Here is a 13,566-nt window from a genome sequence, read left to right as displayed (position 1 = left end):
ATTATAAACTAACATAAATGAAAAAAAGAGAATTTCTGAAGAGTGCCGCAGCCTTAGCGTCACTCACCGTTATGCCATCTGCCATTTGGGCAATGGAAAAAAAGAAAGTTTTGAGAACTGCTCATATAGGTTTGGGTGGTATGGGAAGAGCCGATTTAGAGGCTTTAGCATCTCACCCAGCTGTAGAAGTAGTGGCACTTTGTGATGTAGACTCTAAGGCTACAGACATGGTAAAAGCTACCTACCCTAACGCCAAAATATATAAAGACTATAGAGATTTATTAAACGAAATGGGCAAAGAGATAGATGCTGTAGTGGTATCTACACCCGACCATAGCCATGCACCAGCTTCTATGATGGCCATGGAAATGGGCAAGCAAATTTACTGTCAAAAGCCACTTACTCATCATGTATCTGAGGCTAGAGCCATGAGTAAATTAGCAGCCAAAAAGAAACTAGTTACTCAAATGGGTATTCAGGTACATTCTTTTTATGACTATAAATTAGCTACGCTTTTAATTCAATCTGGAATAATTGGTAAAGTATCTACTGTGAGAGCTTGGTCTCCTAAAAACTGGGGGAATGATGGTCCCGCACCTACAGGAAGCGATCCAGTTCCAGAAAGCTTAGACTGGAACCTTTGGTTAGGAACATCGCCGGAAAGACCTTACAAAGAAGGAGAATACCACCCAGGAAACTGGCGTAAAATAATGGACTATGGCTGTGGAACTTTAGGAGACATGGGTGTTCATATTTTTGACACGCCTTATAATGCTTTGGCCTTAGATGTACCTAGAACCATCATAAACGATTGCCGTAAGCCTACTGGTTTTGGTTTCCCAGAAGAAAACAAAGTTACTTATGAATTCCCTGGAACGCCATTTACTGCCGAATCTCTTAAATGGGTGTGGTATGATGGTGTAAATGCACCAGAAAGCCACCCAGATCTTAAATTACCAAACGGCGAAAAATTACCAGATCAAGGTGCCATGTTTATTGGCGAGAAAGGCAGGCTATTGCTCCCTCACTTTATGCAATTACCTAAATTAATAGTTGACGGTAAATATGAAGAGCTAGACCTTACAGAGCTAAAAGCTTCAGGAGCGATTGGTGATGTTTTCAGAAACTACGATGTAGAAGGAAAGAGACATTACCACCAGTTTGTGGATGCTTGCTTAGGAAAAGATGAGTGCTCTGCACCATTCTCTTATGCGTCAAGGTTGACAGAAACTATTTTACTTGGTGTAATAGCAGGAAGATTCCCAAATCAAACTTTACATTGGGACAGTGCTACTGCACAATTTAAAGAAGAAGAAGCCAATGCATTCTTAGACGCTCCTTATAGAAAATTTTAATAAAAATTTCTGTAGAAGGTTTGAGTTCAGACTTAAACCTTCTTCTTTGGAACTGTCAAAATAAAAATCCCAGCCAACAATTGTTGACTGGGATTTTCTATGTTAAACTTATTCTTTTCTCTTAGAAATGGAATATCAAAGCACCTCCCAATGTTGATTGAGAATCTTTAGTATATGCACCATCTTCGTCAGTTAACCACATTGAACCAGAATCAGTTTTGTATTTATCAAAACGGAACTCAGGCTTAAACATTAAGTGGTCAGTAATATCAATGCTAGCAGTAAGTGTCAATGAAGTAACAGCTGCACCTTCTCCAGAACCAGTGTTATTAAAATCAGCTAAATAGATTCCTCCTTCAGAGTTATCAAAGTACTCAGCACGAACACCCAAACCTAATTTCTCTGATACACTACCATTTACATAAAGAGCTGCACCAGACCATTTCTGAGTAGAAGTTTCGGTTTTAAAAGCACCGTAAGGAACAGCATTAATACCAATAAGTAAGTCATCAGTAACTTGGTATGAAGTAGTAATATCAAACCAAGAGTAGTTCGCTTTATCGTCTTTTGAACCTTCGTTAGTTCCAAAATAGTTCAAGTATAAATCCCATCCGTCAGTAGGAGCTAAATATACCTGCCCCATAAACCCTTTAGGTTTGTTATTATCATCTTTGCTATCCAATCCATTATTAAGACCTACCATGAAAGCAAAGTTATCAGCTGGAGCTATATCCATTTTGATACCAGTATGGTAGAAAGGACCATTACCGAAAAGGTTAGAAAGAGAGTAGTTAAAGTTAGCAGGAGCGTCAATCACCTCATAACCAACATTTGTTCCAAACTGACCAGCTGTGAAACTTAATACGTCATTAGCTGCCCAAGTCATGTATGCCTGCTTAATAGCAAGTGCAGTACTTGTACTTCCCAGTGGGCTAGTAGCATTACCATAATTTCCTAAGTCAGCATGGTTACCAACTACGATATCCATAACACCAGTTACAGAACCTGCTTGGTAAGTAAGCATCATTTGTGCAAGACCTACTTGAAATGAGTTAGCGTTTTGGTCAAAAATTCTTTCAAACCCAGAAGCTCCTTCGTTGGTAGTAGTCTTATTAAAGTTCGCGAAATAATATGTGTCAACATATCCTGAAAGTGTTAATGGGCCACCTTCCTGAGCCGAAACTGAAAATGCAGTTAAAATAGATACTATTGCTAAATAAACTTTTTTCATTATTTTATTCTTTTATTGTTATTGTTTCCGTTGTACTTGTTCCGCTACAAATATTCGCCATTAATTATTTCTTACAAAATATTATTTTAATATTTTGTCATATTTCAGAATATTCCATAATTAATATTGGAATTGTTCAATTACAAACAGACATTCAACAAATTTCAACAAACACCAAAAATGCCAATTCCTCCAAGCAATATATAGTTTCGTCGCCCCACATCATTAATACGTCTCAACTTTAACAATTAGACACAAAAAAAGGGCACCCAAATGGATGCCCCTTTACCTAATTATATATAACCGAATATTATTTCGTCACAAAGTCACCATAAGCATTCATTCCATGCTCGTGACCGTCTAAGCCATCTATTTCTTCTTCTTTAGATACTCTTAAGCCTAATGTAGCTTTCAATGCATAAAGAATAATACCAGATGTTAAGATACAGAACACTGCGTAACATGCTACTCCAATCAATTGAACCTTAAACTGGTCAAAACCTTTCATGGCTCCGAAAATACCAACTGCAAGCGTTCCCCAAATTCCACAAATTAAGTGAACAGCAACCGCTCCTACAGGGTCATCTAATTTAAGCTTATCAACCAATGATACAGCCAATACTACAAGGATACCAGCAATTATACCAATTAAAATAGCATCCATTGGGCTCATTTGGTCAGCACCAGCAGTAATACCTACTAGACCTGCAAGGATACCATTCAACATCATTGTTAAATCATATTGCTTGTTTTTAAGTAAGTCGAAGATAAACGCTCCAACACCACCAGCAGCCGCAGCTAAACACGTCGTAACTAATGTAAGTGAAGTTCCAGCTGGGTCTGCAGAAAGTACAGAACCACCATTAAAACCAAACCAACCTAACCATAAGATAAGCACACCAGCCGCAGCTAATGGTAAACTGTGACCTGGAATAGGCTTAGAAGAACCATCTTCTCCAAATTTACCAATTCTAGAACCTAATAGGTAAATGGCTACAAGAGCAGCCCAACCACCTACAGAGTGTACTAAGGTAGAACCAGCGAAATCATAAAAACCCATTTCGCTTAAGAATCCACCACCCCACTGCCAAGAACCAGCAATTGGATAAACTAATCCTACATAAATGATTGTAAATATCATGAAGCTACCAAGCTTAATACGCTCAGCAACAGCTCCAGAAACGATAGTAGCAGCAGTAGCGGCAAACATTCCTTGGAAAAGGAAGTCAGTCCAGTACGTATATCCACCATCAGCGTAATCTGGCGTCAAACCGTTCTCCGGAAGTTGGATTCCAAATCCAGCAAAACCAAAGTAGCCGTTAAATTCGCCAGGATACATTAAGTTAAATCCACATAATGCGTAAAGTAAAAGACCTACACAGATAATGAAGACGTTTTTAAATAAGATGTTGACAGTATTTTTAGATCGAGTAAGACCAATTTCTAAAAATGAGAACCCTAGGTGCATGAAGAACACTAAGGCTGTACAGACCATCATCCATACATTATTGGCGGTAAATAATCCATCCATAAAAGTGATTCAGTTTAAGTTAATTGTTAATATTTTTTAGATACTCCTTTTGATTTCGATTTTCAGTAATAAAAGATGTTTTGGAAGCAAGTACAAGTATTTTGAACTTCATCTTTAATACTCTAAAACCGAATTATGAATGCAATAATATGGCATTAATCATTATTGACCAAATTTTATTCTATATTTTTCAATTTGACAATTACATTATTTTAATTATTAATAATTGTACTATTCCTTGAGCACCACGCTTGAATGACTCTTAAAGACCTATCTAGCAACAACTTGTGAATCCTGAAATAGGCTAAATAGACCTATATTTTTTTTCTAAAAACTATAATATTCTAAGAAATTGAACTTTTAAGATTAAATATTTGGCAAAAAAAAAGAGCGACAATTGTCGCTCTCCTATTTCTTAAGAAATAGCATATTAGTTAATGGCCGGATTACCCTTTTCTCCAGTACGAATTCTTACTGTTTCTAGCATTTCAGAAATAAAGATTTTGCCATCACCCACGTTTCCAGTATATGCAGCTTTCGTAATGGCCTCGATAGTTCTATCTAAAAACTCATCAGAAACGACGATAGACAAATATCTTCTTTGAATATCCGTAGTGCTGTAACTAATGGTTCTGTAAATATGTCCTTCCTTTTCGTTTCCAACACCAGTCACATCCCAGTAAGAGAAAAAGTTAACTTCTACAGCATGTAAAGCATCACGAACTTCAGAAAACTTTGACTTACGAATTATGGCTTCGATTTTTTTCATCCTATCTTTTTAGTTTAATGTAAAATTATATTTTGGTTTTAAATGTAAAGAAAAAATTTTCAAAGGGAATTAAAACATTTTTGCAAATTTAAATTTGTCTTGAAAAAGATACGAAAAATACAATAATAAATTACTATAATTCAATTATTCCTAAAATAGCGAAGATCTCTAAAAAAAACTATCTGTCAGTTTTGTCAACACAAACTATCGCCAAATTATATTTTGCTAAATCTAAGTTTTCAAAACAAAGAAAAACTTATCCCAAATATTTCTATTCTTTCCCGAATTATATTCTCTTTATTTATAAGCCAAAGGTGACTAGGAAAGTCGATATTTCCAAAGATTCGAAACTGCCCAAAGTTTATATAGTTATTTTTTTTCTTTGCATAATACAACAAAGCACTTCCTATAAGAAAGTGCTTTGTTTAAATGCCAATTTAAATATCAAAAATTGACCAGAAATTAAAAGATTATTTTTTTTAATCTAAGCCTAAAATTTTACGATTTAAGGCCTCATCAGTGCCTGTAGCAGCGAAATCATCAAATGCACGCGTCACTACTTCTATAATATGTTCCTGAATAAATGGTGCTCCCTCCGTAGCTCCTTGGTCAGAGTCTTTAATACAGCACTCCCACTCTAAAACGGCCCAGCCATCATAACCATATTGCGAAAGCTTACTAAAGATAGCTTTAAAGTCTACTTGACCATCACCTAAAGAACGGAAACGCCCAGCTCTATCGGCCCATCCAGCATAAGCACTGTAAACACCTTGCTTTCCTGTAGGGTTAAACTCCGCATCTTTCACATGGAAAGCTTTAATTCTTTCATGATAAAAATCGATGAATTGAACATAATCCAAAGCTTGTAGTACAAAATGACTTGGGTCATAATTAATATTCGCTCTTGGATGCCCGTCTAAAGCTTCTAAAAACATTTCAAAGGTGGTTCCATCATGAACATCTTCGCCAGGGTGAAGTTCATAACAGTAATCTACACCACACTCGTCATATGTATCTAATATTGGCTTCCATCTAGTCGCTAACTCTTTAAAAGCCGACTCTATTAAACCTGCAGGACGCTGAGGCCATGGATATAAGAAAGGCCAAGCCAGAGCTCCAGAAAAACCTACGTGAGAAGTTAAACCTAAATTCTTAGAGGCTTGAGCTCCTAACTTACATTGCTGAATAGCCCAAGCTCTTCTTGCTGGCTCATTACCATGAACTTCTGCAGGAGCAAAAGCATCATACATAGCATCATAAGTAGGATGAGAAGCTACCAACTGACTCTGCAAATGAGTGCTCAGTTCCGTAATTTCAAGTCCTTTATCTTTCATTTTGCCTTTTAGCTCGTCACAGTAAGTTTTTGACTCAGCCGCTTTGGCTAAATCAATAACCCTAGGGTCCCAAGTTGGCAACTGAATACCTTTGTACCCTTTACCTCCCATATAATCGGCAAGACCGTCTAAAGAATTAAAGGGAGCGTCGTCTCCCAAAAACTGAGCTAAAAAAACTGCAGGTCCTTTTATCGTTTTCATTATCTATCTCTTTTTTAATGTTATAATTCGTTATAAGCTGCTTTAAACAGTCGTCCAGCTTCTTGACCTGTGACTTTCTAAAATCCTTTCACATACCAACAACTCTCTGTAGCCATCAGCAAATGTTGGGAACGTTGGATTTTCAGGCTGTTTACCTTCCTCAATAGCCGCGTAAACTTCCTTGAAAAGCTGCTTAGAAGTATCAGGGAAACCTTCATTGTGGCCACCAGGGAATGAAACCACGCTCTGCACACCATCTGCTACCAAAGAAGGGTCTTTCATCAGTACTTCATTTGCCTTTTCTCTGTGTCCCATCCATAACTCATTTGGTCTTTCAGAATTGAACGCAAAAGTTTTCTTTGAACCAGAAATTTCTACTTTCAATTGATTCTTACGACCTGCAGAAACCTGAGATACAGTAATGCTACCAGCATTTCCATTATCAAAGCGAAGTAAAACGTTAGCATGGTCTTCTGTATTAATTGCCACATCTTCATAATCGTCTGGCCCCAGTTCTACACCAGAATATGTAGCAATAGCTTTTTTCGGTTTCTTTCTAATGTCATGAACAGTATTGAAATCAGCCAGAAGTTCTACTGTTTTCAATCCAGTTACATACTCAATAATATCCATCAAATGAGAACCAATATCAGCAATGGCCCTAGAATCACCCGACTTGTCTGGCTCTAATCTCCAGTTATAATCAGTATCTAAGAACAACCAATCTTGAAGGTAAGAACCTATAATAGAGAAAACTTCGCCTAATTCACCTTTCTCTCTCATCACTTTCATTTGACGTACCATTGGGTAGTACCTCAAATTAAAATGAACAGCATTAACTAAACCTGATTTCTCGGCTATCTCAACCAGTTCTTTTGCTTCATGCAAATCTTTTGACAATGGTTTTTCACAAACCACATGCTTACCCGCTTCTAAAGCCGCCTTTGATTGTGAATAATGAAGGAAATTAGGTGTGCATATATGTATACATTGTATCTCCTCCATTTTAAGTAGGTTTTCAAACGTGCAACCTACCGGAATTCCTAATTCTGCAGCTTTTTGGTCTGCTAATTCTTGGCTAACCTCGCACAAGGCTACTACTTCTACATTAGGAAGTCTTCGTAAAGCCTCAATATGAGCTGGCCCTATAAATCCTGTTCCTACTACTCCTACTTTTATTTTTGACATGTTTTAATTCAGGCCTAAAGGCCAATTTGTGATTTATAAAATCTTGGTCATTCGGTAATTGATTAAATCAACACCATTATCTTTTGTATTTAAATTTTTCCTAAGCTTAAAAAAGCCATTTCTTTCAAAAAACTCAAAGGCCGTTATACTAACATCAGTTTCAATGAGCTTAAAGCCAAGTGATTTAGCCTTAAGCTTTACTTCGTTCAAAAGCCTTTTAGCAATGCCCTTTCTTTGATGTGCAGCATGAACAAACATAAAATCTAAGTATCCTTTAATTTTTAAGTTCGTTTTTTCTAATGATGTAAAACCCAAAAGTTCTTCACCACGGCAGGCTAATAAAAAATATTGTTTCTTTATTGCATCCTCCCATCGCTCTTCATGATTAACGGCATCACACCAAACCTCGATTTGGCGTTCATCATAATCATCAGAACAACACTCTTGCACTGTATTGACAAACAAATCCTTAATTTTAGGCAAATCTAAAAGACTAGCCTGCCTTATTTCAATATCCATCGTTATCTTAAACTTTTATAAGATTTTACTAGATTTCGAATTTTGTCCACTTAGTAGTGTCATCATTTGCTGATTTTACTACTGTTTGTATAAAGCCCATCCCTCTTAAACCATCGTCTATTCCTGGGAAATCGTAAATTTCAGGGTTGTAAGAGCCATCTGCTTTGCCACCACCTAAACCACCAGTAGCAGATTTATCAGCAGCTACGCCCCAACTATTTCTTAAAGCCATGGCGAAGTTTCTATAAATACTCGCAAAAGTCTCTATATAACCTTCAGGATGCCCTGCTGGCTGACGTGTATGAGCTTGGGCATGCTCAGAAAGGTTACCAACTCCTGTTCTAATAATTCTAGAACCTGTATCCTGGTTAGTTAGCTCTAAAGTGTTTGGCTCCATTTGACTCCACTTCAAACCTCCTTTACTTCCATAAATACGAATGTTAAGGTCATTCTCTTCTCCATGACAGATTTGAGAATTGTGCAACACCCCTTTGGCTCCATTATTAAACCTTAATAAGATATTAGCATCATCATCTAACCTTCTTCCTTCTACAAAAATGGTTAGATCGGCACATAACTCCGTAATTTCAAGGCCCGTAATATATTCTGCTAAGTTTTCTGCATGTGTTCCTATATCTCCCACACCACCAGCAGCACCACATCTTTCAGGGTCTGTACGCCAGTCGGCTTGTTTATTTCCAGTACCTTCTACTAAATTATACAGCCAGCCTTGCGGATACTCCACTATTACCTTTCTTATATCACCTATCACACCAGTTTTCACTAAATGCTTTGCTTCCTTCACCATCGGGTAAGCAGTATAATTATGCGTAAGTGCGAAAAGAAGACCCGTTTCTTCCAAAATTACTTTTAAATCTTTAGCCTCATGAGTGGTTAAAGTTACTGGCTTATCCATTAATACAGGGAAACCGTTTTCTAAAGCAAACTTTGCCGCAGGAAAATGAACATGATTAGGCACCACTATAGATACAAAATCCATTCGCTCCCCAACTGGAAGTTCTTTTTCCTTTAAAATCATCTCTTCATAAGAGCCGTAAACGCGACTTGGGTCTAAATAAAGAGATTCTCCTGTTGCTTTTGATTTTTCAGGATTTGAGCTAAAAGCTCCACATACTAATTCTACCTCACCATCTAAAGCAGCTCCTCTTCTATGTACTGCACCAATAAATGCCTCTAAAGAGCCACCTATCATTCCCATCTTTATTTTTCTACTCATTATTCCTTACTAAGGGTTCTTAATTAATAAAAGTGATGTGCAATTTAAGGAAAATCGCAAAGAGAGGTCAAATTAAACAGTCCAATTTTTAAGTCTAAAATACAATTTCATTTAAACGCCACATTTTTATGCTATTACAATCTTAATTTCTCAAAATCACGCTTCCCAAGTTTTTAAAGGCATTTTTATTCTGAAATTGATTTATACAATTATATCCTTTTATCTTTTGATGAATGGTCAAAAAAACTATTTTTACAAAAAAAATTTTCAACCCCAATCTATTTATATTCTCAACCCTAATCTAATTATTATAATGGTAAACGATAAGAAACTCTTTTTGGCAAGCTGTTTTGCCTTAATTACTACTGCATTTTCTTTTAGTATTAGTGCTGGTACCCTAAAACAATTAGGAACCGACCTAGGTTATACAGCAGAAAATTTAGGATACATTAATTCTCTTTGGTTTTTCGGTTTTCCAATCGCCATGATTATCGGTGGTTTGATTTATCATTCCATAGGGCCTAAAAAAATCATGCAAATTGCTTTTGTTAGTCACTTTGTAGGAGCTGCCCTAACGCTTTACGCCATTTATGTAGTAACTGATGCTAGTTATGCGATGCTTTTAGTGTCAAACCTTTTAATGGGAATAGGATGTGGCTGTACAGAGGCTGCTTGTAATCCTATGATTGCGGATACTTATGATGGAGACAAACGAAACAGTATGTTAAACCGTTTTCACATGTGGTTTCCTGGTGGAATTTTCTTAGGAGCATTAATTTCTGAATTAATGAACACAATGGGATTATCTTGGCAAAGCCAATTTTGGTTAATTCCAATTCCTGCACTTATATATTTCTTCCTATTTAGAGGTCAAGCATTTCCTGAGCCTAAAGGTGAGCAAGCTTCGCTTTCTGCCAACTTCAAGGCGATGTTGACTCCATTATTCCTTTTCATCTTTGCGTGTATGGCTTTAACAGCTATTTCAGAATTTGGACCACAAAAATGGACAGGTCTAATCATGGAAAGCTCTGGAGCTAAGCCAATGTTGATTCTTGCTCTTACGGCAGGTCTTATGGCTGTCTTAAGATTCTTTGGTGGACCAGTAACAAAGTTACTTGGTCAAACAGGCGTTTTACTTGGTGGAGCGGTGTTAGCTACCTTAGGAATTTACCTATTTAGTACGCAAATTGGCTCAATGACTTATGTTGCTGCAATCTTCTTCGCATTAGGTGTTGCTTTCTTCTGGCCAACAATGATTGGCTTTGTAGCAGAAAAGATTCCTAAAAGTGGAGCATTAGGTATGTCTATCATTGGTGGTGTAGGTATGTTCTCTACAGCTATCTTCCAACCAATTATTGGTGGATGGATTGACAGTGACATTGCAGAACAAAGTGCACTTGGCCTTACAGGAACAGAGCTTGACTTAGCAGCTGGACAGGCTACATTAACAACAATGATGACCTTCCCTATCATATTAATAGTTGCGTTTGTAATATTATTTTTCTGGCAAAAGGGTAGCAATAAAGTGGCTGCCTAATTAATTATATTTATATTCTTTAAAAGCACCCTTTCTTTTTAAGAGAGGGTGCTTTTGTTTCTAAAACACCGTAATAACAATGAACGCCGCTATAGACCTCGGAAATACTTTTGGTAAACTAGCCTTTTTTGAAGGGCTTAAACTCACTAGTTATGAGCGAGGATTAAATGTTAAAGGCATTCTAAAAAGCTTAAAAAAAGTTAATCCTGAAAAAATCATTATTTGCTCTGTAACTAAAAGTATGGAAGATTTAAATGAGCTATTTTCAGATTTCAGTACCAAACTTATACTTTCGCCAGAGACAGCTCTGCCAATCAAAAATGGCTACGACACGCCAAAAACACTTGGATATGATAGAATTGCGGCAGCAGTCGGGGCTTTTTATCAATTCCCAAACGAAAACTGCCTTATTATAGAAATGGGAACCGCCATAAAATATGATTATCTAAATAAGAGTGGGACGTTTGAAGGTGGTATCATTTCACCAGGCCTAAGAATGCGGTTTAAGGCACTACATACTTTCACCAAAAAGCTGCCGTTGATAAAAGAAGATGGTATTCCTGCTTTAATAGGCACCTCTACAGAAAGCTGCATAAGAAGCGGTGTAGTAAATGGAATGGCGGCAGAAATCAATGGTCTTATTTCTAAATATCAAGAAAAAGAGACCTTAAAAATTATTATAGGAGGAGGAGATGCCGTTTTTTTTGAAAGTCAGATTAATTATCCGACATTTGCGGCTTCAAATTTGGTCCTTGAGGGGTTAAACAGAATTTTAATATATAATGCTGAGAACAAAAACTTTATTAAGTAGTCTCATTCTAATTTTATCTTTTCAATACGCTTTCTCACAAGGCCAAGGAAATACCCCATACTCCGTTTTTGGCTATGGCGAACTAGCAGACCCAAGTTCGGCGTCTCAAGATATGATGGGTGGCACAGGAGCGTCGTTTGCAAACGCTTTCTATGTTAACCTCATTAACCCAGCTCTTCTAGTTAAAAACAGATATGCTGCTAATCTTAAATATGTGGCATTTGACGTAGGACTAAGAGGAAACTCTAGAACTATTTCTTCTTCTAATGCCACGCAGTATGATTTAGGAATGAATTTAACTCACCTATCTCTTACTACACCTATTACCGCTAACTGGGCAATGGCCGTAGCATTAAGACCCTATAGCATGGTAGACCACAAGGCCTCTTACCAAGAAACTATAGTGGGTTCATCAAATGAGGTAGTAAACTATGAGAATACAAATACCGGCGGAATTTCGAGAGTTTCTTATGTAAACTCATTTAGAGTTTTAAAAGACTTCTACATTGGTGTAGAAGGAGCGTATAACTTCGGAACCTTCACTAAGGATAGCAGTAGCTATTTATTCGGTTTAGCATCAAACCAATTGAGAAACACGTCACGCTATACCCTAAAAGGAGCTTCTCTAAAACTAGGGCTAGCTTATCAAAAGGAACTTTCAGAAAAATGGCGTTTTAACGTAGGTGCTAGTAGAGAATTCTCTACTAATTTAAAAGGTGATTTGCTTCAGACTTTCGGAAACTACTCTGACCAAGGGAATGGCCCTGTTTTAGTTAGTTTACCAGACACTGTAGGCTTTAATGATATTTCTACTTCTACTCCTTCACAGTTTAGAGCAGGTGTTAGTTTAGAGAGCCCTTTCCATTGGGTTTTTGCGGCTGATTATCATTCTACCCAATGGGCAAACCATAAAGCTCTTGACCAGGCAGCTGCAGCAGTATTAACTAATAGCCATGAGTATAAATTTGGAATTGAGTGGTTACCAAACTCTGCTTCTACCAAATACTTTAACCAAGTATTTTACCGTATAGGCTTTGCTACTGGTGATTCTCCATATTATATAAACAATACTCAAATAAAGGATACTAGATTCTCTATGGGAATGTCGCTTCCGATGGGCTTCAGAAACCCTAGTTATGTAAACCTTGGTATAGCCTTAGGCACTAGAGGAACTACAGCAAACAACCTTATACAGGAGCAATACGTACGTTTCTCTGCTAGTATGAGTTTACTTAGCCCCTGGTTTATCAAGCCAAAAATTGACTAATGCGTTTTTTATTAGGCTTATTGCTTTTAGGATTCTTGGCATCTTGTAAAGAAGACGGGGAGCCTGAAACGCCATTTGTTTATTTGGGCCCAATTATGACGGTAAACGACCTTGCGGTGGCTTATTCAGATTCTGGGAAGGTAGTGGTTAAAATGTCGACAGCGGTGCAGGAAAAGATGCAGAATGAAGACGAAAATTACCCTAAGGCCATCTACGTAAATTTTCTCAATGATGATGCTGTAGAGTATAGTTCATTAAGAGGTGACAGTGGTCGTTATGTCAAAAGTAAAGACCACTACGTAATCATGGGAAATGTGTTCTTTTATAACAGAGAAGAACAGCAGAGCCTTTCTACCAATGAACTGATTTGGAGCCCCAAGACAAAAAAAATATACACCGATAAAAAAGTGCAAGTAAATACGCCCACCGACCAGCTTATTGGTAACGGAATGGAATCTGACCAAGACTTTAGTAATTATAAGTTTATAGGGGGCATCACGGGGTATTTCAAAGTAGATTCCCTAATCACCCAGCCAGATACTAGTCAGTCTAGGGTTCTAAATTAGGCAAGAGCATCTTTTTAAAG

At 37.2% G+C, this 13,566-nt stretch carries 12 protein-coding genes; 5 read left to right on the top strand and 7 right to left on the bottom strand.

Features of this window, described 5'->3' with window-relative positions; genetic code table 11:
- The first annotated feature begins 17 nt into the window (after window positions 1–17).
- A complete protein-coding gene (locus AADJ06_RS03095) occupies window positions 18–1,355 on the top strand; it encodes a Gfo/Idh/MocA family oxidoreductase (protein WP_341224935.1) in 1,338 nt (445 codons plus the stop codon).
- A gap of 121 nt (window positions 1,356–1,476) precedes the next feature.
- Here AADJ06_RS03095 and AADJ06_RS03090 read toward each other — a convergent pair whose 3' ends face one another.
- From AADJ06_RS03090 to AADJ06_RS03060, 7 genes are all read right to left on the bottom strand, one after another.
- The gene (locus tag AADJ06_RS03090; RefSeq protein WP_341224934.1) at window positions 1,477–2,586 is read right to left on the bottom strand and encodes an outer membrane beta-barrel protein; all 1,110 of its coding nucleotides are present in this window, start codon (window positions 2,584–2,586) and stop codon (window positions 1,477–1,479) included.
- A gap of 310 nt (window positions 2,587–2,896) precedes the next feature.
- Window positions 2,897–4,117 carry an ammonium transporter gene (gene amt / locus AADJ06_RS03085; protein ID WP_341224933.1) on the bottom strand — a complete coding sequence of 407 codons (1,221 nt, stop codon included), beginning with the start codon at window positions 4,115–4,117 and terminating at the stop codon, window positions 2,897–2,899.
- A gap of 430 nt (window positions 4,118–4,547) precedes the next feature.
- Window positions 4,548–4,886 (bottom strand): P-II family nitrogen regulator, encoded by a 339-nt coding sequence (locus AADJ06_RS03080; protein ID WP_341224932.1) that lies wholly within the window; start codon window positions 4,884–4,886, stop codon window positions 4,548–4,550.
- A gap of 479 nt (window positions 4,887–5,365) precedes the next feature.
- On the bottom strand, window positions 5,366–6,421 hold the full coding sequence (locus tag AADJ06_RS03075) for a sugar phosphate isomerase/epimerase (RefSeq protein WP_341224931.1): 1,056 nt from the start codon (window positions 6,419–6,421) through the stop codon (window positions 5,366–5,368).
- Window positions 6,422–6,463: 42 nt separating this feature from the next.
- Entirely contained in the window at window positions 6,464–7,609 is a 1,146-nt protein-coding gene (locus AADJ06_RS03070; RefSeq protein WP_341224930.1) for a Gfo/Idh/MocA family oxidoreductase, read from the bottom strand.
- A gap of 33 nt (window positions 7,610–7,642) precedes the next feature.
- Window positions 7,643–8,128, bottom strand: coding sequence for a GNAT family N-acetyltransferase (locus AADJ06_RS03065; RefSeq protein ID WP_341224929.1), 486 nt, complete (start codon window positions 8,126–8,128; stop codon window positions 7,643–7,645).
- 28 nt (window positions 8,129–8,156) lie between these two features.
- Window positions 8,157–9,365: a Gfo/Idh/MocA family oxidoreductase gene (locus AADJ06_RS03060; RefSeq protein WP_341224928.1), complete on the bottom strand. Its 1,209-nt coding sequence runs from the start codon at window positions 9,363–9,365 to the stop codon at window positions 8,157–8,159.
- 229 nt (window positions 9,366–9,594) lie between these two features.
- Here AADJ06_RS03060 and AADJ06_RS03055 point away from each other — a divergent pair, with 229 nt between their 5' ends.
- The 4 genes from AADJ06_RS03055 to lptC all read left to right on the top strand — a co-directional run bounded on the left by AADJ06_RS03055 (window position 9,595) and on the right by lptC (window position 13,546).
- On the top strand, window positions 9,595–10,902 hold the full coding sequence (locus tag AADJ06_RS03055) for an MFS transporter (protein ID WP_341224927.1): 1,308 nt from the start codon (window positions 9,595–9,597) through the stop codon (window positions 10,900–10,902).
- Between the two features lie 79 nt (window positions 10,903–10,981).
- Complete coding sequence (locus tag AADJ06_RS03050; protein WP_341224926.1) at window positions 10,982–11,713, top strand: type III pantothenate kinase; 732 nt, start codon at window positions 10,982–10,984, stop codon at window positions 11,711–11,713.
- Window positions 11,685–12,980: a hypothetical protein gene (locus AADJ06_RS03045; RefSeq protein WP_341224925.1), complete on the top strand. Its 1,296-nt coding sequence runs from the start codon at window positions 11,685–11,687 to the stop codon at window positions 12,978–12,980. The genes AADJ06_RS03050 and AADJ06_RS03045 overlap by 29 nt, the downstream gene beginning before the upstream one ends.
- Window positions 12,980–13,546: an LPS export ABC transporter periplasmic protein LptC gene (gene lptC / locus AADJ06_RS03040; protein WP_341224924.1), complete on the top strand. Its 567-nt coding sequence runs from the start codon at window positions 12,980–12,982 to the stop codon at window positions 13,544–13,546. The genes AADJ06_RS03045 and lptC overlap by 1 nt, the downstream gene beginning before the upstream one ends.
- The last annotated feature ends 20 nt before the right edge of the window (window positions 13,547–13,566 follow it).

It is taken from the genome of uncultured Arcticibacterium sp., from assembly GCF_964021845.1.
In the GTDB taxonomy this organism is placed as follows: Bacteria; Bacteroidota; Bacteroidia; order Cytophagales; family Spirosomataceae; genus Arcticibacterium.
This window is presented reverse-complemented; position numbering and strand designations above follow the sequence as displayed.